Origin of the sequence: Azomonas agilis, from assembly GCF_007830255.1 — a bacterium.
GTDB classification, from domain to species: domain Bacteria; phylum Pseudomonadota; class Gammaproteobacteria; order Pseudomonadales; family Pseudomonadaceae; genus Azomonas; species Azomonas agilis.
In genome coordinates, this window is the sequence record NZ_VLKG01000010.1 from 50,778 (window position 1) to 70,359 (window position 19,582).

Annotated in this window: 20 protein-coding genes; 5 read left to right on the forward strand and 15 right to left on the reverse strand. The window is 51.6% G+C overall.

Annotation, left to right across the window (positions count from 1 at the left end):
• Nucleotides 1-41: 41 nt before the first annotated feature.
• The 5 genes from lepB to rpoE all read right to left on the reverse strand — a co-directional run bounded on the left by lepB (nt 42) and on the right by rpoE (nt 5,508).
• Nucleotides 42-896 carry a signal peptidase I gene (gene lepB / locus LX59_RS12630; RefSeq protein ID WP_144572345.1) on the reverse strand — a complete coding sequence of 285 codons (855 nt, stop codon included), beginning with the start codon at nt 894-896 and terminating at the stop codon, nt 42-44.
• On the reverse strand, nt 896-2,695 hold the full coding sequence (gene lepA / locus LX59_RS12635) for a translation elongation factor 4 (protein WP_144572347.1): 1,800 nt from the start codon (nt 2,693-2,695) through the stop codon (nt 896-898). The genes lepB and lepA overlap by 1 nt, the downstream gene beginning before the upstream one ends.
• Nucleotides 2,696-2,829: 134 nt before the next feature.
• Nucleotides 2,830-4,254: a DegQ family serine endoprotease gene (locus LX59_RS12640; RefSeq protein WP_144572349.1), complete on the reverse strand. Its 1,425-nt coding sequence runs from the start codon at nt 4,252-4,254 to the stop codon at nt 2,830-2,832.
• A gap of 90 nt (nt 4,255-4,344) precedes the next feature.
• Nucleotides 4,345-4,893 (reverse strand): sigma-E factor negative regulatory protein, encoded by a 549-nt coding sequence (locus tag LX59_RS12645; protein ID WP_144572351.1) that lies wholly within the window; start codon nt 4,891-4,893, stop codon nt 4,345-4,347.
• Between the two features lie 33 nt (nt 4,894-4,926).
• Nucleotides 4,927-5,508: an RNA polymerase sigma factor RpoE gene (gene rpoE, locus LX59_RS12650; protein ID WP_144572353.1), complete on the reverse strand. Its 582-nt coding sequence runs from the start codon at nt 5,506-5,508 to the stop codon at nt 4,927-4,929.
• A gap of 418 nt (nt 5,509-5,926) precedes the next feature.
• Here rpoE and nadB point away from each other — a divergent pair, with 418 nt between their 5' ends.
• Nucleotides 5,927-7,543 (forward strand): L-aspartate oxidase, encoded by a 1,617-nt coding sequence (gene nadB, locus LX59_RS12655; RefSeq protein WP_144572355.1) that lies wholly within the window; start codon nt 5,927-5,929, stop codon nt 7,541-7,543.
• On the opposite strand, the gene LX59_RS12660 is transcribed toward nadB, so the two are convergent.
• Nucleotides 7,512-7,967, reverse strand: coding sequence for a protein YgfX (locus LX59_RS12660; protein ID WP_144572357.1), 456 nt, complete (start codon nt 7,965-7,967; stop codon nt 7,512-7,514). The genes nadB and LX59_RS12660 overlap by 32 nt on opposite strands.
• On the reverse strand, nt 7,951-8,205 hold the full coding sequence (locus LX59_RS12665) for an FAD assembly factor SdhE (protein WP_144572359.1): 255 nt from the start codon (nt 8,203-8,205) through the stop codon (nt 7,951-7,953). Before LX59_RS12665 ends, LX59_RS12660 begins: the two co-directional genes overlap by 17 nt.
• 124 nt (nt 8,206-8,329) lie before the next feature.
• On the opposite strand from LX59_RS12665, the gene ygfZ reads away from it, so the two are divergent.
• Nucleotides 8,330-9,277, forward strand: a complete 948-nt coding sequence (gene ygfZ, locus LX59_RS12670; RefSeq protein ID WP_144572361.1) for a CAF17-like 4Fe-4S cluster assembly/insertion protein YgfZ — start codon at nt 8,330-8,332, stop codon at nt 9,275-9,277.
• Between the two features lie 166 nt (nt 9,278-9,443).
• On the opposite strand, the gene LX59_RS12675 is transcribed toward ygfZ, so the two are convergent.
• A complete protein-coding gene (locus LX59_RS12675; protein WP_144572363.1) occupies nt 9,444-10,619 on the reverse strand; it encodes a multidrug effflux MFS transporter in 1,176 nt (391 codons plus the stop codon).
• Between the two features lie 188 nt (nt 10,620-10,807).
• Between LX59_RS12675 and LX59_RS12680 the strand changes: the two genes are divergently transcribed.
• A complete protein-coding gene (locus LX59_RS12680) occupies nt 10,808-11,431 on the forward strand; it encodes a TetR family transcriptional regulator (protein WP_144572365.1) in 624 nt (207 codons plus the stop codon).
• Nucleotides 11,432-11,500: 69 nt separating this feature from the next.
• Here LX59_RS12680 and LX59_RS12685 read toward each other — a convergent pair whose 3' ends face one another.
• A complete protein-coding gene (locus LX59_RS12685; protein WP_144572367.1) occupies nt 11,501-12,010 on the reverse strand; it encodes a tellurite resistance TerB family protein in 510 nt (169 codons plus the stop codon).
• Nucleotides 12,011-12,183: 173 nt separating this feature from the next.
• Complete coding sequence (locus LX59_RS12690) at nt 12,184-12,375, reverse strand: heavy-metal-associated domain-containing protein (RefSeq protein WP_144572369.1); 192 nt, start codon at nt 12,373-12,375, stop codon at nt 12,184-12,186.
• 136 nt (nt 12,376-12,511) lie between these two features.
• On the opposite strand from LX59_RS12690, the gene LX59_RS12695 reads away from it, so the two are divergent.
• Complete coding sequence (locus LX59_RS12695; RefSeq protein WP_144572371.1) at nt 12,512-14,896, forward strand: heavy metal translocating P-type ATPase; 2,385 nt, start codon at nt 12,512-12,514, stop codon at nt 14,894-14,896.
• Nucleotides 14,897-14,963: 67 nt separating this feature from the next.
• Here the strand turns inward: LX59_RS12695 and bfr are convergent, their stop codons facing one another.
• Nucleotides 14,964-15,428 carry a bacterioferritin gene (gene bfr / locus LX59_RS12700; RefSeq protein ID WP_144572373.1) on the reverse strand — a complete coding sequence of 155 codons (465 nt, stop codon included), beginning with the start codon at nt 15,426-15,428 and terminating at the stop codon, nt 14,964-14,966.
• 159 nt (nt 15,429-15,587) lie between these two features.
• On the opposite strand from bfr, the gene LX59_RS12705 reads away from it, so the two are divergent.
• Nucleotides 15,588-16,376: a TatD family hydrolase gene (locus tag LX59_RS12705; protein ID WP_144572375.1), complete on the forward strand. Its 789-nt coding sequence runs from the start codon at nt 15,588-15,590 to the stop codon at nt 16,374-16,376.
• Here LX59_RS12705 and ampE read toward each other — a convergent pair.
• The 4 genes from ampE to zapE are packed head-to-tail and all read right to left on the reverse strand — an operon-like array spanning nt 16,373 to nt 19,578.
• A complete protein-coding gene (gene ampE / locus LX59_RS12710; RefSeq protein ID WP_144572377.1) occupies nt 16,373-17,209 on the reverse strand; it encodes a regulatory signaling modulator protein AmpE in 837 nt (278 codons plus the stop codon). The genes LX59_RS12705 and ampE overlap by 4 nt on opposite strands.
• A 10-nt stretch (nt 17,210-17,219) precedes the next feature.
• Nucleotides 17,220-17,765: a 1,6-anhydro-N-acetylmuramyl-L-alanine amidase AmpD gene (gene ampD, locus LX59_RS12715; RefSeq protein ID WP_144572379.1), complete on the reverse strand. Its 546-nt coding sequence runs from the start codon at nt 17,763-17,765 to the stop codon at nt 17,220-17,222.
• The gene (gene nfi / locus LX59_RS12720) at nt 17,755-18,450 is read right to left on the reverse strand and encodes a deoxyribonuclease V (protein ID WP_144572381.1); all 696 of its coding nucleotides are present in this window, start codon (nt 18,448-18,450) and stop codon (nt 17,755-17,757) included. Before nfi ends, ampD begins: the two co-directional genes overlap by 11 nt.
• Before the next feature lie 6 nt (nt 18,451-18,456).
• Nucleotides 18,457-19,578 (reverse strand): cell division protein ZapE, encoded by a 1,122-nt coding sequence (gene zapE, locus LX59_RS12725; protein WP_144572383.1) that lies wholly within the window; start codon nt 19,576-19,578, stop codon nt 18,457-18,459.
• Between the last annotated feature and the right edge of the window lie 4 nt (nt 19,579-19,582).

Genomic DNA, 19,582 nt, shown 5'->3' on the forward strand with positions numbered 1-19,582 from the left:
ATTGGATTAAATTCCCAACGGCTTAACAAGCGCTTTCACAATTAATGAATCACGCCTACCCGCGAAAAACTGGGTAAGTGACTCAACTTAGGATCAGGCCAGCTCATCCAAACCGCAAAGGCTTTACCTACAATGTTACGATCCGGCACCATGCCCTGTAACTCTGGGGGAATCTCAGCATCAGCCCAGTAGCGGCTGTCGTTAGAGTTATCCCTATTATCCCCCATCATAAAGTAATGCCCTTCAGGCACTGTCCACTGACGGTCAGGTTCAATGCGATAGCGGCCCATCTCCTTGCGGATCAGATGCTCTACAGCTCCTAGCTGCTCCCGATACAACAGGGTACTGCCGAGGCTTCCAGCTTCTTCGCCTAACAGCGTTTCGGCAACAGGCTGTTCATTAACCAACAAGCGGCGATCACTGGTATAACGGATTACATCTCCGGGCAAACCCACTACGCGCTTAATGTAGTTAATATCGGGATCGCTAGGGTAACGGAACACCATCACATCACCTCGCTGAGGATCAGCGATAGGGATGATCTTAGTGTCAATAACCGGCAAGCGAATACCGTAGGCAAACTTATTCACTAAGATAAAATCACCTACTTCCAACGTAGGCTTCATAGAACCCGAGGGGATCTGAAAAGGCTCGACTAAAAACGAGCGCAAAATCAGCACAATCGCCAAAACCGGAAAAAAGGACTTTCCGTATTCAACCATCAAGGGCTCTTTATTCAAGGCATCTAATACAGCCGGGTCCGTTTGCGCTGTATCTGCCTTATAACGCTCAACCGCTTGCTTGCGCCGGGGCGCGAGGTATAACAGATCAACCAGCGCCAGTACCCCAGTTATGGCAACGGCCAGTACCAGCAACAATGGAAAATTGATCGACATTAGCTATCTACCTTCAGAACCGCTAAGAATGCTTCCTGTGGAATTTCTACGCTGCCTACCTGCTTCATGCGCTTCTTACCTGCTTTTTGCTTTTCCAGCAGCTTGCGTTTACGCGTTGCATCACCACCATAGCACTTAGCCAATACGTTTTTACGCAGGGCTTTTACGGTGGTACGAGCCACAATCTGTCCGCCAATAGCCGCTTGGATAGCCACATCAAACATTTGGCGCGGGATCAGCTCTTTCATTTTTTCAGTCAAAGCCCGCCCTTTGTAGTGGGCACTTTCGCGGTGCACGATCAGCGCCAGAGCATCGACCTTTTCATTGTTAATCAACACATCCAGACGAACCAGATTCGCGCTTTGGAAGCGGTCGAAGCTGTAGTCCAACGAAGCGTAACCACGACTCACCGACTTCAAACGATCAAAGAAGTCCAAAACCACTTCGTTCATCGGTAAATCGTAGCAAACCTGTACCTGTGAACCGAGGAATTGCATATCGCGTTGTACGCCACGCTTTTCAATACACAATCCGATCACGTTCCCCAAATGATCCTGAGGTACCAAAATATTAGCCCGAACGATCGGTTCGCGCATTTCAGCAATGTTGGCTAAATCAGGTAGTTTAGAGGGGTTGTCCACATACAGAGTATCGCCGTTTTTCAGTACCACCTCATAGATCACCGTGGGCGCAGTGGTGATCAGATCCAGATCGTACTCGCGCTCCAAGCGCTCTTGGATGATTTCCATGTGCAGCATGCCCAGAAAACCAATCCGAAAGCCAAAGCCCAAAGCATCGGAGCTTTCAGGCTCATACTGCAAGGCCGCATCGTTCAGGGTTAGCTTTTGCAGCGCGTCTCGGAAATCTTCAAAATCGTCGGAGCTAACAGGGAATAAGCCCGCATAAACCTGAGGTTTAATGCGCTGGAATCCTGGTAGCACTTCCACATTCGGCGTGTTAGACAGAGTCAGAGTATCCCCCACCGGAGCCCCATGAATGTCTTTAATGCCGGCAATAATAAAGCCGACTTCACCGGCTTTTAGGTCAGGCATCTCGGTGTGCTTAGGCGTAAAGACCCCCACGCTGTCTACCTGATGCATTTTACCGGTGGATTTAACCAGAATCTTGTCGCCTTTTTTCACCCGGCCATGTTTTACACGCACCAAGGAAACTACGCCCAAGTAGTTATCAAACCAAGAATCAATGATCAGAGCCTGTAAGGGTGCATCAATTTCACCCTCAGGAGCTGGGATGGTTTTAACCAGATGCTCTAGCACATCCTCAACGCCCATACCGCTTTTAGCGCTACAGGGAACCGCATCGGCTGCGTCAATACCGATGATGCGCTCAATTTCGTCTTTGACTCGATCAGGATCGGCCTGAGGCAAATCCATTTTGTTCAAGACGGGCATGACTTCAAGGCCTTGCTCAATGGCCGTGTAGCAGTTGGCTACCGACTGGGCCTCTACGCCCTGCCCCGCATCCACTACCAATAAAGCCCCCTCACAGGCAGCTAAAGAACGGCTCACCTCATAGGTGAAGTCCACATGGCCGGGGGTGTCAATAAAGTTTAGTTGGTAAGTGGTGCCATTTTTCGCCTTATAGTGCAGGGTTACACTATGGGCTTTGATGGTAATCCCGCGCTCGCGCTCCAAGTCCATGGAGTCTAGTACCTGAGCCTCCATTTCCCGATCAGCTAACCCACCACAGATCTGGATGAATCGGTCAGCCAAGGTTGATTTACCGTGGTCAATATGGGCAATGATGGAAAAATTACGGATATGACTCAGGTCGCTCACAGCTCGAATACTCGGATATGTGCAGAAATCAACTGCTGAAAATAGCCGGGGATTGTACCTGATCGACCAGGTATGTGCTATGCGTGGGGGAGTTTTGCTGAAAGGCCCACGCAGCGGTGGGCCCCTTTATCTTTTTACTCAGTCAATCTAAAGGTAATGAAGCTGGCACGTCCTTGCCGCAAAACGCGCATAGATACGGAACGGTTAGCCGGTAACTCCGCCGCAATCTTGATAAAACTACGAGCGGACTCAATGGGCTGATTACCTAAGTGGGTAATCACATCCCCGGGCCGAAGTCCAATTAAAGCCGCTGGGCCGTTTGTGACTTCAGATACTACGACACCGGTCTGTACATCCAGAGTTTTCTTCTGTTCCGCCGACAACTCACTGACCCGAACCCCAAGGCGTGAGCTATTCAGATCTGAACCACTGCCTTTATTAGCCGCTAACAGCTCTTCATCCGTTTCAGGCAACGCCCCTACGGTGACGGTTAAAGTCTTACGGTCGCCCCCGCGCACCACACCCAACTCCGCTTTAGAGCCCGGTTTCATGGTTCCGATCAGGTGCGGTAGGTCGGCTGACATCACCACTGGCTTACCGTTTACGCTAAGGATGACATCACCGACCTTTAAACCCGCTTTAGCTGCTGGGCCATCTTCCATTACCTGAGCCACCAAAGCACCGGCTGGACGCTCTAGGCCAAAGGACTCTGCTAGGTCTTTATTCACTTCCTGAATCGCAACTCCGAGCCAACCACGACTGACTTTACCACCGGCCTTCAATTGGTTAGCCACATCCATTGCCACATCTATTGGAATGGCGAAGGAAAGCCCCATAAACCCCCCTGTTCGGGTGGTAAAAATCTGGGAGTTAATCCCGACCACTTCACCCTTGAGGTTAAACAGTGGCCCCCCGGAGTTGCCGGGATTAATGGCCACATCCGTTTGAATAAAGGGCACATAATTTTCGCTGGGCAGGCTGCGGCCGGTTGCACTCACGATACCCGCTGTAACGCTGTGATCAAAACCAAAAGGAGAGCCAATAGCTACCACCCACTCACCCACCTTCAGGTCACTGGATTTGCCAATTTTCACCGCCGGTAAGTTTTTGGATTCAATTTTCAGCAGGGCAACGTCTGTGCGTGGATCAGTTCCCACCAATTTAGCGGTCAACTCACTGCGATCAGGCAAACGCACCGTGATCTCATCTGCATCAGCGACCACATGGTTATTGGTTAGAACATAACCGTCTTCGGAAATAATAAATCCAGAGCCTAGAGACTGAGCCTCGCGCTGACGATTTTTACCCGAATCAGAGGGGCTACGGGGAAAACCACGCTCAAAAAACTCGCGAAAAATCGGTGGTAATCCTTCTAAGTCCGGTATGAGCTGATTCGCTGAACGATCAGCTACCTTCTGTCGGGTACTGATGTTTACTACCGCAGGAGAGGCTTTCTCAACCAATGAGGTAAAGTCCGGCAAGTCTGCTTGGGCCTGAGCCGCAACTCCTGATAGCAAAATACCTGCAATCAAAAGAGAACGAGTGTTCCTAAAAAGCATGTGGTCTAAGTCTCCGCGTTCAGGAAAAACCTAAACGTACCCTAGAGGTTTTAGTGTTGCGAAACAATATCAACATACTGGAGCTGAGTATTACTCGCGCCCTCCGGGCCGAGTTACGGAAACCGGAGCGGACTCATTAAAAGAAGCCTGCTGAATATTTTGCTGCACTCTAGGCTCTTGCCAGTCAGATACTTCTCGCTGCTCGCTCACCACCTGCACCCGTGGCGCCAGCTCTTCTGATGAGTTCGCAACTACAGGGCTTTGGGGGACATTCAGACTGGCCATTGCAGGAGCTCCGTCGATATCCTGCTGATTGTAAAAGCGCACTCCAACCAATACGGCCAAGGTCACTGAAGCGGCCACAGCCAAGCGCACTACCGCGCTCCATCTAAAGCCAGTTCGCACCTCAGAAGAAGGCTGTTGTGCGGACTGATCCTCAGCCTCTAAACGAGCTTGAATGCCAGACAATAAATCTAAACAAGGATCAAGCAATTCACGGTGCATCGCCGCTCGTGCCAGTTGGTAGCGTTTCCAAGTTGTGCTGAGCTCAGCATCAGCCAGTACTCGACGCATTTCTAACTCATCTGCTTCGCCGTCCATGACAGCGGACAGCGATTCATGCAAGACTTCAGAATTCATGGCTGTTCCTCTTTCGAATGACACCGTGTTCTTTCAAGACTCCTGCAACAAAGGTTGCAGGGCCTTATCAATGGCTTCCCGTGCCCGAAAGATCCTAGAACGCACCGTCCCAATGGGACACTGCATCACATTCGCTATTTCTTCATAAGACAGACCATCAAACTCCCTCAGTGTTAACGCCTGCCGTAAATCTTCTGGCAACTGTTGGATGGTTTGGCGTACAGCCTCTTCTATCTCATCTCGTAACAGTGATCCCTCGGGAGAATCGACGTTTCTAAGCGCTTGATGTCCCTCACCTAACTCCGCTTCATCGGCACTTAGGTCAATATCTGGAGGACGACGACCCCGAGCGACTAAATAGTTTTTCGCCGTATTCACCGCAATCCGATAGAGCCATGTGTAAAAAGCACTTTCTCCGCGAAAATTTCCCAGTGCCCGATAGGCCTTCAAAAAGGCTTCTTGGGCTACGTCCTGCGCTTCATGTGAGTCGTGAACAAAACGCACAATCAGTCCGAGCACTCGGTGCTGATACTTGAGTACCAACAAATCAAAAGCTCGTTTATCTCCGCGCTGAACGCGCTCAACCAACTGCTGATCCTGCTCTTGGGTTGGCATGAACACTCCTCATAACTTCTTGAGGGGGCACCTTTCGCCAGCAGGTCTGCTTATTTAGGTAGACTCAGGTCGTATGCGAAAGTTCACCCCCCCATGCGCAATTTCGAGAACGGTAAATTACCTGAATGTTACCGATCCTCGAACCTCAGTATTGCCTCTTGTAGAGACGTTACTTGTTTCATCATACCCTGCCAGAGGGTAAGAAAACGGCTATTTAAAGCAACTTTATTCAGACCTCAGTCAGAACGTCTTGTTCTAAGTGGGTCTGACAAGTGCGCGTTTTATTGGATTCGCTGCGTAACACCAAAGAACAATCTCCAAGGTAGCGTTCTTCCTTAGGCACACTTCATTGTAAAATTTAACCTGCCATGTATTGGCCTAATCATACTGAACCCAATCTAAGGGTGTACTCCAAGCAATGAGCCAACACTTCTCCCACGATGTTCTCATTATTGGCAGCGGAGCTGCCGGTATGACACTGGCCCTCAATCTTCCCAATAACTTGCGCATCGCGATGCTCAGTAAAGGGGAAGCTGCCAGTGGCTCTACCTACTGGGCGCAAGGAGGCATTGCAGCAGTATTAGATGCTACTGACAGCGTTGAAGCACACATTGCCGATACTCTGGTTGCTGGTGCCAATCTATGCCGTGAGGAAGCGGTACGCTTTACCGTTGAACAGAGTACCGAGGCCATTCACTGGCTGATTGACCAAGGCGTGCCCTTCACTCGTGACGATCAAGCGGTACCTGAACGCGGGGATTTTAGCTTTCACCTCACTCGTGAAGGCGGCCATAGCCATCGTCGGATCATTCATGCCGCCGATGCAACGGGCGCTGCTGTCTTCGACACCTTGCAGGCTAAAACCCGTGCCTGCCCTAATATCGAGCTGTTAGAGCATCGCGTTGCCATTGACCTGATCACCGAGCGCAAATTAAAACGCAACGGTGAACGCTGTTTAGGGGCTTATGTGCTCAATACGGCCACAGGGGAAGTGGATACCTTTGCCGCCCGCTTCGTGATTTTAGCCACAGGCGGAGCCGCTAAAGTTTATCTGTACACCAGTAACCCAGATGGCGCTTGTGGTGACGGTATTGCTATGGCATGGCGTGCTGGTTGCCGCGTGGGCAATATGGAGTTCAACCAGTTCCACCCCACCTGCCTGTACCATCCGCAGGCTAAAAGCTTTCTGTTGACTGAAGCTCTGCGCGGTGAGGGTGCCATTCTTACCCTACCCAATGGCGAGCGCTTTATGCCGCGCTTTGACGAGCGCGCTGAACTAGCCCCTCGTGACATCGTGGCCCGCGCCATTGACCACGAAATGAAGCGCCTAGGTATCGACTGTGTGTACCTAAATATCAGCCACAAACCGGCGGACTTTATTCGCAGTCACTTCCCCACCCTGTACGAAAATTGCCTCACCTTCGGCATTGATATTACCCGTGACCCTATCCCGGTAGTACCGGCGGCCCATTACACCTGCGGCGGGGTGGTGGTTGACCATCACGGACGTACTGACGTAGCGGGTTTATATGCCATTGGCGAAACCAGCTTTACCGGCTTACATGGAGCCAACCGACTGGCCAGTAACTCGCTGCTGGAATGCTTTGTCTATGCGCGCTCAGCGGCCCTTGATATTCAAAAGCAATTGCGGGAAGTGGGGATGCCTTTTGGTCTGCCCAGTTGGGATGCCAGCCAAGTCCGCGATTCGGACGAAGATGTCATCATCGCCCACAATTGGGACGAGCTGCGACGCTTTATGTGGGACTATGTAGGAATTGTCCGCACCCATAAACGCCTCACGCGGGCCAACCATCGCATTCAATTACTGCTGGCTGAAATTCAGGAGTTTTACAGCAACTACCATGTAAGCCGCGATCTCATCGAACTGCGCAATCTGGCTCAGGTAGCCGAGTTGATTATTAGCTCAGCCATGCAACGGCGGGAAAGTCGCGGGCTGCACTACACCCTAGATGCGCCCCGTCAACTGCCCGTAGCCTTCGATACTATTCTGGTACCACCCAACGGTAACGACTGAAGCGCAAATACACCCGTAAGCGCCGGTGCACTGACTCAGGCAGTGCATCGTGCGGGATGCATACACTGCGTGTCCCATACTGTCCTAAGCGACGGTAGCGAAAAATAATCACCCCCGGCAAAGCCATCGTATCGGGCTGTAATTGCACAGATTGCCAACCCTCCTGAGCACTCCATAAATGCCACCCCTCAGTGCTGTGGCGCAGCGATCGCCACGCACAGGGATGACTTAGGAGTATCTGTCTTGGGAGTACCCAAAAGCTATGTCCCACACAGCTTAGGAACACCAGTGCCTTTAGCCAAAGGGGAGCTCCTGAAAGCCAGACCGCCACAGCGCTCAGCAACTGCACCAGCAAGTACCCGCACAATAGAAGGCGCGAAGGCTTCCAGCGACAGATAAAGGGGGTATTACTTAGGTTGGACACGATCCAAAATCATACGCACCATGCGCCGTAAATCCTCATCCTCTGACTCTTCCCGCTCCATAAACCACGCAAACATATCTTGATCTTCACAGGCTAGCAGCTTGCGATAACGGCGCTGATCCTCAGCATCCAGAGTGGGGTAAACCTCTCGGGAAAAGGGTACTAGCAACACATCCAGCTCAAGCATTCCACGCCGGCTTTGCCAGAACAGACGGTTGAGTTCGGTTTGATCAATCATGCGAATACTCCAAACAAGAGAGGTGAACATTATAGCGGTCTAGCATTTCCCGCACAGAGGAACACGGCTTTTATCCCATGCCTTGCTATGATGCGATTTTAAGTCCCCATCAAGGCATTGAATCATGAATGCGCACGCCTTTTTCTGCCGGTTAGACCACGAAGGTATCGTGGCTGTCCAAGGCTCGGATGCTGAACGCTTTTTACAGGGTCAGCTCACCTGTAACCTCAAATACCTAGCCGCAGATCGCTCTAGCCTTGGCGCACGCTGTACGGCTAAAGGCAGGATGCAATCTAGCTTTCGTATCTTAACCGAGGCTGATCAGTATTTATTGGCGATGGATCGCGCCTTAGTCGAACCTCAACTTGCAGATTTAAAAAAATATGCGCAATTCTCCAAGTCTTCCGTGCAAGAGGCCACGGGGGCTTGGGTTCGCTTTGGGCTCTTTGATGCTGATGCCGTATTGCAGGCTTTAGGTTTAGAACTCCCTCTTGGCACTGATTACGTCGCTCGCCATCAAGGCCTTGTGGCCATTCGTCTTTCCGAAGGTCGGGCCGAGCTTTGGGTAAAAACCGAAGAGGCCGCCCCACTGCAAGCAACCTTAAGCGCCCAACTGCCTGAGGCACCACTCAATACTTGGCTACTGCATCAAGTCCGGGCCGGTATCGGGCAGGTATTTAAAGAGACTTGGGAGCTGTTTTTACCCCAGATGATCAACTTGCAATCCTTGGGCGGGGTGAGCTTCAAAAAAGGCTGCTATACCGGACAGGAGATCGTGGCCCGAACCCAGCACTTGGGCAAAATTAAGCGCCGTATGTATCGTTTAGTCAGCGCTAGCGCTCCTGAATCGCTCCCTGCGCCCGGAACCGCCCTCTATTCTCCTGCTCATGCCGGAGGTGCGGCTGGCGAGGTAGTATTAGCGGCCCAAGCAGACTCTGGCTTAGAGTTGCTGGCGGTACTGCAAGAAGATGTGGCGGCAGATGGGCGCATAGGCCTTGGCCATCAAGAGGGTTTAGCCCTAACCCTTGCTGATCTTCCCTATACCCCCAGCGCTGAAGACGCTCAACGCTAAGCCCTAGGCACGGGTTTTGGAGCCTGTGCCTGATCAACTTACCCCCAAAATCTGTGCATCACTCTGTGGATAACTCGACTTTTCAGATCGCTAGCCCTCGGTCTATGGACGCTCCAGCGATTTGAGCGTTTTTTGTTCAGCCCCATGTAAAAAGGTAACAAAAAAACTAGATACTGGAAGCATTTCGCTCTACCCATAACAACGTACACAGGGCCATAACCCCGCAACCAGCAATCACCAGCGCCAAAGGCAGGGCCGATCCATCGTGCAGTAAACCCACGGCTGCTGCCGCCAAAGCCGCTAATAGGAATTGCACACTACCCAACAAGGCCGAAGCACTCCCCGCCTGAGCCCCTTGATGCTCTAAAGCACAAGCGGTGGCATTAGGCATAATGCAGCCCAAGCTAGCAATACAGCAAAATAAAGGAACCAGCAAAGGCCATAGGCTAGCAGGCTGTACAAGCGCGACTCCGAACAGACTCAATCCGCTGATTAGGTAAAAACCGACCCAAAACTTAAGCCAAAAACTCGGCCCTTTCCAACGCAACAAATGCGCGTTGAGCTGAGCTAAGAAAATAAAACCCGCCGCATTAGCGCCAAACAACCAACCGTAATGCTCCGTAGGAACGCCATACAATTGGATAAAAACGTAGGGAGAACCTGCGATATAGGCAAACATACCAGCCATCGCCAAACCACCGGTCATCACCTGTCCCATAAAGGCTTTGTCTTGCAATAAACGAGCATATTGACGAAAGGCTCCACTCAAAGGAGCAGGAGCTAAGCCCTTAGGATAGGTTTCTGGCAACCAACGCCACACCGCCCAGCCGGTCAAGCCACTAAATAGTGCTAAAGCCAGAAATAAAGCACGCCATCCCAACAAATCCAGTAATAGTCCTCCCACTAAAGGGGCCAAAATAGGCGCTAAGCCCATGACCAATAAAAGCTGAGAAAATACCCGTGCCGTAGTCAATGCGTCACACAAATCGCGCACTACGGTTCGAGAGGCTACAATGCCCACACAACCACCCAAAGCCTGAACAAAGCGGGCTAACACCATCTCATCCAGTGTATTGGCAAAGGCGCAAAATAACGAAGCTACGCAAAAAATAGTCACGCCCATTAATAGAGGAATACGGCGGCCATAACGGTCGATCAAAGGGCCGTAAATGAGCTGCCCCAATGCCATCCCAACAAAATAAGCCGCCAACGAGCGTTGAACCTGCTCCACATCCGTCGCAAAGACTTCGGCCAAGGTAGGAAAACTGGGTAAATACAGATCAATAGCCATCGGCCCGAATGCCGTTAGCGCACCAAGGATTAATAAAATTCTTAAATTCATCTAAGACTCGCTACCTGATGTCAGGCAGTTCGGTTGAGGAAAACCTTTACAACAAAGACCTAAGGTTGTTACATACAAAAGTGATTGTAAATAAGTCTTAGAATGTTGCGCAGCAAAATTTTACTCAGCCCCCTTGAAGAACCTCGCTTGATACCTCTTAGTATCAGGCCCCTACATGAAGCAAGGCCATGCGTCGTACCAAAGAAGAAGCGGAAAAAACCCGCACCGCCATTTTAGCCTCCGCAGAGCGCCTATTTTTAGCCCGAGGGGTGGCCCATACCAGCTTGGATTTAATCGCTAAAGAGGCCGGTGTTACCCGAGGTGCTGTCTACTGGCATTTTGAAAATAAATCCCATCTATTCCACGAAATGCTCAATCAGGTGCGTCTTCCCCCTGAGCAATTGATTGAGCGTTTATCAGTATGTGACCAACAAGATCCCATTAAGGCCTTGCACGAACTTTGTATTGAGGTAGTGACCTCCTTGGGGCAAAACCCGCAACGCTTACGCATCCTCACCATCTTCCTGCACCGCTGCGAGTTCACCGACGAGCTGCGAGAAGCGGAAAAACGCCACTACGCCTTTGTCGAGCTATTCATTCAGTTATCGGAACAATTATTCGCCAGAGCAAGCCACCAACTACAACCGGGCGTTACGCCCCGAATAGCGGCCCGAGCCTTACACGGCTTACTGATCGGCCTGATGACAGACTGGACACACGACCCACAACTGTACAATGCAGAACAAGACCCCGCTGCGCTACTGAATCCAATGTTTTGCGGGCTGGTAAAAAACTGGAACAGGGGAGATTAATCCCTACAACGCAAAAGCCAGAGCTCAAGGCTCTGGCTTTTTGTACTCAATCGCTGTACCTACCCAAACTTAGGACTTATGCAGGCTAACCTGATAACCCGCTTGATTCTTGGGATGCTCAGGGTTGATGAATACGGCGCGATCATTCTTCAACAAAATCACTTCAAAGAAAGGTCTAAAGCGCTCCTCAGAAATTTGGAAGGCTTGCAGGAATTGTCCAAACAGCGCTTGCTCTCCAGGCTCTGGCTGACCATCGGCTAACGAAGAGTCGATCAGATTAACCAAAATGCACATTTTTTGCGCATCGCTCAGCAAGGGCGTTGCTTCGGCCAGAAACTCGTTGATGGATTTGCGCCGTCTATAACGAATCGCATTATCTAATAGCTTTTCGTTCTGAGCCCCGACCCCAATCACGCCATTCCCTTGATCCTGACCGCCCAACACCGACAACAGATGGCCAACCTCTTCGTTATCAATTTCGCCATCAGCAGACATCATGTACAGCAAAGACACTGCAAAAGCCAAGTGAGGTGTCATTTGCTCACCCGCATCGCTTTTGAACATGTCGAACAGACCCATTTTTATCTCCTAATGGTGGTTGGCAAGCATATGGCGAAGGCCAAAATATCTCGTTTACCCCTCCTATCCGCATAGGAGGGGCGATGCCATTCTAGGCAATCCCTTTGAAAACCGAGAGTAGATACTGATTGGATGACACTTTTTGCATCACAAATCCCTAAGGCTGTGCTCAATTATAAAACCTGAAAGCCCTCCTCTTGAATCAGGGCCCGAATCTGCTGCTCGCTCAGTTGGCTGTTGACCTGCACCACGCCCGCCGCACGATCTATTTCTACTTTGGCTTGTGCATCCTGCGCTTGAATAGCTTGAGTCACCGCGCGCTCACAATGACCACAGGTCATACCCTGAACTTTAAATACTTGCATGCTCAATAAACTCCTCTGGTGTATCCGTCATAGGCTCAAGACCCCAAGTCACTTGCACTGAGATTCAGCCTTAATGCTTGACCCCATACCGCCTAGGGCGTTGACTCAAAACTATTGAATGCAAAGAGAACCCTCCATGTCTAGTCCATTGACCTATACCTTGCCTATTTCTGGCATGACCTGCACCAACTGCTCCCAGCGCATTGAACGAGCCCTAAGCAAACTCAAGGGGGTGGAGGCGGCTGAAGTCAATTTTGCCACCGAACAGGCCCGCGTCCAAACAACCCAAGTACTGCTTAAAGACTTAGTGGCTTGCATTGAACAGGCGGGCTATCAAGTGCCCCGACACCGACTTGAACTCAAAATCGGAGGAATAACCTGTGCCAACTGCGTCGGACGCATTGAGCGCTTGATCGGCAAAATGCCACAGGTTTTAGCGGTAACGGTCAATCTAGCCACTGAACGCGCTCACCTAGAAGTGGTTGAAGGCTTTACGCTGGACTCCTTAATCCAGAACCTGCACCAAGAGGGCTATTCTGCGAGTCCCATTCAGGATGATGGTGCATCCGATGAGCATGGCCAACAGCAGCAACTCAAACGCGAGCGCTTACATCTTCTACTGGCGATTTTGCTAGCAACTCCCTTAGTCATTCCTATGTTTGGCTCTATCTGGGGTCAACACTGGATGCTCCCCGCTTGGCTTCAGTGGTTATTAGCTACTCCTGTACAGTTCATTCTCGGAGCCCGATTTTATCGAGCCGCTTATCAAGCAATACGAGCGGGGTCTGGAACTATGGATGTGCTGGTTGCCTTAGGTACTAGCGCCAGTTACGGCCTTAGTCTGTATCAGTGGTGGAGTGCGCCACCCGACACCATGCCCCACTTATACTTTGAGGCCTCAGCGGTCATCATCGCACTGGTACTCTTGGGCAAATACTTAGAGCAACGCGCCAAACGCCAAACCCGAGCTGCCCTTGAGTCATTGGAAAACCTGCGCCCACAACAAGCCACCCGCCTGATTCAAGATCAAGAAGAGTTAGTGCCCATCAGTAGCCTCCGATTGGAGGATCTGGTGGTGGTACGCCCCGGTGAACGCTTTCCCGTTGACGGTTTGGTGATAGAAGGCCACAGCCAAGCAGACGAAGCCCTAATCAGCGGTGAAAGCCTCCCTGTGAGCAAACAACCCGGAGATAAAGTCATTGGCGGAGCCATCAATGGTGAAGGCCGCTTGCTGATCCGCACCACCGCCTTAGGCTCAGAAAGCCTACTGGCTCAGGTGATTCGCTTAGTCGAAGAGGCCCAAGCCGCTAAAGCGCCGATTCAAAAGCTGGTGGATCAAGTCAGCCAGATCTTTGTGCCCACAGTACTGGGTATTGCAGGCTTAACCCTCATACTATGGCTGATGCAGGGGGCGGCCTTGGAAACCGCTTTAATCAACGCTGTTGCCGTACTGGTGATCGCCTGCCCCTGTGCTCTGGGTTTAGCCACTCCAGCCGCCATCATGGTGGGAACCGGTGTAGCGGCACGTCACGGCATCCTGATTAAAAACGCGGAAGCTTTAGAACGCGCCCAAACCATTACTCAGGTGGCCTTTGATAAAACCGGAACCCTAACCTCAGGCCATCCGCAGCTTATCCACTATCAAAGTTTCCACGACGATAACCCAGCCCTGTTACGTCTTGCTGGAGCACTGCAACAGCACAGCGAACATCCATTGGCCAAAGCCGTGCTCACCGTCTGTCACGCTCAAGACCTTAGGCTTCCAACTCCGCATAACAGCCAAACGCTCGCCGGTCGTGGCCTTGTGGCTGAGGTTGAGGGACGCACTCTGGCTTTGGGCAATCGCCGCTTATTAGAGGAACAAGATGTATCGACCACAGAATATGCTGAGCTGGCCGCTCAATGGGAAGCGGAAGGCTATACCCTGTCTTGGCTAATCGAGTGCCAACCTAAGACGCAATTGTTGGGGCTGCTGGCCTTTGGCGACTCACTCAAACCCAACGCCGCTGCTTGCATCGCACAACTAAAAGCACAGGGTATTCGTACCTATTTAATCAGCGGAGACAATTACGGCAGTGCCCAACGGGTCGCCAAGGCCTTGCACATTGATGAAGTGCAGGCGGAAGTACTGCCCGCTGATAAAGCAGCTCATATTAACGCGCTCAAACAACAAGGCCGCGTGGCTATGGTGGGCGACGGCATCAACGATGCACCGGCCCTAGCTGCCGCTGATGTGGGCATTGCGATGGGCAGCGGCACCGATGTAGCCATGCATGCTGCCGACATTACCTTGATGCGCGGAGATCCACTCTTAGTGCCAGCCGCTCTGTCGATCAGCCATCATACGTGGCGCAAGATTCGGCAGAATCTGTTTTGGGCCTTTGTGTACAACCTGATCGGTATTCCGCTGGCGGCCTTTGGCCTACTGAATCCTGCCCTTGCAGGAGGGGCAATGGCACTGTCCAGCGTCAGCGTTATCAGCAATGCGCTGTTGCTGCGGCGCTGGACACCCAAAACCTGAGCCGATCCGCACAGCAGACAGGGCTTATTCAATCTACATGATAGATTGGATAATCCCTGTGTTCCCATCACATCTGGGATTGCAGATAGTTTTGCAGGCCAATGCGTTTAATCAGGCCTAACTGCTGCTCTAACCAATAGGCATGGTCTTCTTCAGTGTCTTTAATTTGGGCTTCTAAGATTTCCCGGGTTTGGAAGTCCCCAAGCTGCTCACATAACGCCACCCCCTTAGACAAGGCTTCGCGTACTTGATACTCAACAGCTAGGTCACGGCTAAGCATTTCTTCGACGTTATGTCCCGGATTAATGGGCTCAGGGCGCATATCCGGTACGCCTTCTAAAAACAGAATGCGCTTTAGTAACGCATCAGCATGCTGAGTTTCTTCCTGCATTTCGTGATCAATGCGCTCGTACAGCTTGTGTAAACCCCAATCGGCATACATGCGTGAATGCAACATATACTGATCACGAGCTGCCAGCTCACCGCGCAGCAACTCCTTTAAGTAATCTATGACCGGTGCTTGACCTTGCATCTCAGCTCCCCTGTTTGATGCGTGATAGAGTGTGCAAAGCATGGTCGCCCGAAGGCTTCTGGTCAAGGGCCAGTACGCCGCATTCTGCCTCTAATTACAGTGAATGAGGGGCGTTCTCAAGGGTATCTGAGTTTATTTTGTTTTTCATCTGGGCTAATTATGTCTCGATTAAGCTTCATTGATACCCATGCCCATCTGGATGATGCAGCCTTTGTTGAAGATTACCTTGATGTGCTAGAGCGTAGTTGCCAACGAGGTGTAAAACGCATCGTGCTGCCCGGTGTTACTGCTCAGGGTTGGGAGCGCCTTTGGCAACTGGCAGAACAGCAAAAGATGCTCTACGCTGCGCCCGGACTACATCCGGTTTATCTGGCTCAGCATCGGCCCGAACATCTAAGCCAGCTCAAGGAGTTCGTCGAGCGCCAACGCGATCACCCAAAACTCTGTGCCTTAGGTGAGATTGGGTTAGATTACTGGATACCCCATGCTGACCGTCCCGCACAGCAGCAACTCTTAGAGGCTCAGCTAAAAATCGCCTCGGAAATACAGCTTCCGGTACTACTGCACGTGCGGCGGGCCCATGCGCCCATGATTGCTACGCTAAAGCGTTATCGACTCCAGCGGGGTGGCATTGTGCATGCGTTCAGTGGCAGTTTAGAAGAAGCCAAGGAATACCAAAAACTAGGCTTTCTATTGGGATTGGGGGGCGCTGGGACTTGGCCACAAGCTCAGCGGATGCAGCGCGTACTGAAACAACTTCCCTTGGAGGCGCTGGTGTTAGAAACCGATGCACCGGATCTAGCACCCGTTAGTCACCCCAACCAGCGCAATAGCCCAGAATACCTGCCTGACATTGCCCAAAATCTGGCCAAACAACGCGGCATCAGCCTAGCTAACTTGGCCGAAGCCGCGTACCAAAATAGCTGCCGGATTTTTGGCTGGCATTAAAAGCCTAAAATGGCCCACAACCCAAGACAGGCATACCAAAACAGCCCTGAGCGCACCAATAAAGCCCATAGATCGTCTAAACGATCGGTGCCTTGTTCACCTTGCACCGTATCCACAGGCGCTACAGAAAATAAGCCCACCCGCAACAACAGCCGATCCGCAGGCACTTCCCAATCCAACAGACGGGGCGCTAATACCCGCTTAAAGGTGGCCAAATTACCCACGATGGCAAAAGTTAGTGCCAATACACGGGCCGACAACCAATCAAACGCATGACGCAATTGAGCCGCTTGCTCACGCAGAGCAGCGCTGCGTCCCTGTTGCTCGATAAAGTCCAATAAGCGGTAAGCCAAAGCTGCCAAAGGCCCCAGCAGAACATACCAAAAAACCACGGCAAAAAAGGATTGATAGCTTTGCCACAGCAAATAGGTCTGTACCCGCTCGAACAACTGGCGCTCGTTACCACCTTCTAAGTTAAGGTCGCGTCGGGCTGCTAAATAAGCGGCTTCCTCATCGCCTCGGTTCCAAGCCTCACAGAAGGCTCCCAACCTAGCGCCCACATCATTACGGCCTAGGCTGTACAGCAAAATTACCAGATGTACCGGCACCAGCAGCCAACCGTAGGCCACAATTTCCAATTGCCACAGCAGCAGCCCTACCACTAACAAGGGCAAGCCCACTAACCACAACAAACTGCCCCAAACACCATTTCGGTACTCGACTCGTTGCTGCAGATTGAGCCACCAGTCATCGCGCTGAACCCAATGGAGTACATCAAAGATTTTCTCCACCAGTAACAGAGCAACCACCAGCAACAGCACCAAAAAAGACATGCACAACTCCTTAGGCTAAAGCGGACGTAAGCCTCGACCAATCAAAAAACGGGCCAGGATCTGTTTTGCGATCAGGCGCTATATCGCTGTGTCCACAAATTCGCTCGTTAGTAAGCTCTGGAAACGCACTTTGTAACTGCCGAACTAAAAAAATCAGGCTAGCGTACTGAGCCTCAGTGAAAGCTTGATGATCTGTGCCCTCCAACTCAATGCCCAGAGAAAAGTCGTTGCAGTTCTCACGCTCCCCAAAGCGGGACACACCGGCATGCCAGGCCCGATCCAAACAGGAGACAAATTGCGTCACTTGCCCCTGCCGATCAATCAGAAAGTGCGCCGATACGCGCAAATCAGCGATGCTTTGAAAAAAGGGATGGGCGTTAGGATCTAAGCGATTTTGAAATAGGGCCTCCACCTGCCCGGTACCAAACTGGCCCGGCGGTAGGCTGATATTATGCAGCACCAATAACGAGATTTCCCCCGCAGGACGGGCATTAAAGTTTGGTGAAGGGCAGAGGGTAATGCCCTCAAACCAACCCGTAGCGCTATTAAATTGCATGCTGAAGCACCGATTGGCAGCCGTTGCGTTGTGAGGCCAAACGATCCGCCAAACGGGTGGGCTCTGGCAAGCGATAGCGCGTCACCTGCCCTTGAACCAATGCTGTAGCCGTATCCACACTCAACTTATGGCCCGGTGAAATAAACAAGGGATTACAACGGCGCTTGGTACGCAACACTGTTCCCAAGCGCTCTCCAGAGGAGTCTAATAAAGGAACCTGATCGCCTGGCTCATCGCCCAAGGGATCATAGATACCTACCAATCGGCTTTTAGCCACACCAATGCAGGGTAAATCCGTTACCACCCCCAAGTGGGCAGCCACCCCCAGACGGCGCGGATGGGCAATCCCTTGACCATCGACCATCAACAGATCGGGAATTTGGGGCAGTGCCGATAGGGCTTGCAACAAAGCAGGCAACTCCCGAAAAGACAACAGCCCCGGAATATAGGGCATGATTGTAGGCATCCGTACTAAGGACTCGGCCAAGGGTTGGTGGGTAGCAGCATCCATGAGCACAGCCGCCGCGCGGGTGATGCGGCCTTGATCTTCAAACCCCACATCCAAGCCCGCAATCAGCCGTAACGGTGGCAGCTCATCCTGAATACGAACCTGCGTGGCCAAACGCTGCTGTAAGGCGCGCGCATGGGCCGTGTTCCCATTCCACTCCTCAAATATCCAATCCATAGCAGGTTAAGGTTTGTGCGGACGAGTCAAAAATTCGTGCGATTGCATCTCTAACAAGCGGCTGAGGGTACGTTGGAATTCAAACTCCAGACGGCCACCGGTGTATAGATCCTTCAGCTCGACTTCCGCTGAAATAATCAGTTTGACGTTACGGTCGTAGAACTCATCCACAAGGTTGATAAACCGACGGGCCATATCGTCTTTGGTGGCGTTCATCTGTTCTACATTGGAGAGCAACACCGCTTCGAAAATCTTACCCAGCTCGATATAGTCATTCTGGCTGCGCGGGCCATCGCAGAGTTCGCGAAACTCAAACCAAGCCACATCGTTAGCTACTTTACGCGCCACAATGGCCCGATTTTCAATGTTCAAAGGCTCATTTTCTAGCGTCTGACATTGCTCACTCAGCAAGCTACGGAAACTCTTGTTCAGGCTTTCCTCTGCCGCTGCGTCTAAAGGCCAGTGGTACAGCTCGGCTTGCTCCAAGGCGCGCAGACGGTAATCAATACCGCTGTCCACGTTGACGATCTCGGTGTATTGCTTGAGCAAAGCAATCGCCGGCAGGAAGCGCGCGCGCTGCAAACCGTCTTTATACAGACCATCGGGGACGATGTTGGAGGTGGCAACCAAGCTCACGCCGTTTTTAAACAGCTCTTCCAGCAAGGTGGCCAAAATCATGGCATCGGTAATATCGGAGACGAAAAACTCGTCAAAGCAAATGACGCGAGCCTCTTTGGCAAAACGCGCACCGATGATGGTCAGCGGGTTCTTTTCACCTTTGAGGGTTTTCAGCTCTTCGTGTACGCGCTTCATAAAGCGGTGGAAGTGGGTACGCATCTTCTGCTCAAAGGGCAGCGCGTCGAAGAAGGTGTCCACAAGGTAGGTTTTACCGCGCCCTACTCCGCCCCAGAAATAGATGCCCTTAACCGGCTCTAGCGGTTTTTTCGCTACTACCCCACCAAACAGCTTGCTAAATAATCCTTTTTGCTGAGCTACCGCTTGGGGAGCGGCTGGGTTAACCAAGTCATCGTATAAGCGCTGAAGATGCCGCACCGCGTTCTCTTGGGCCGCATCGTAAAAAAATTCAGGGCGTTTCAGGTCGGCCTGATAGCGTTCGAGAGGAGTCATAAAG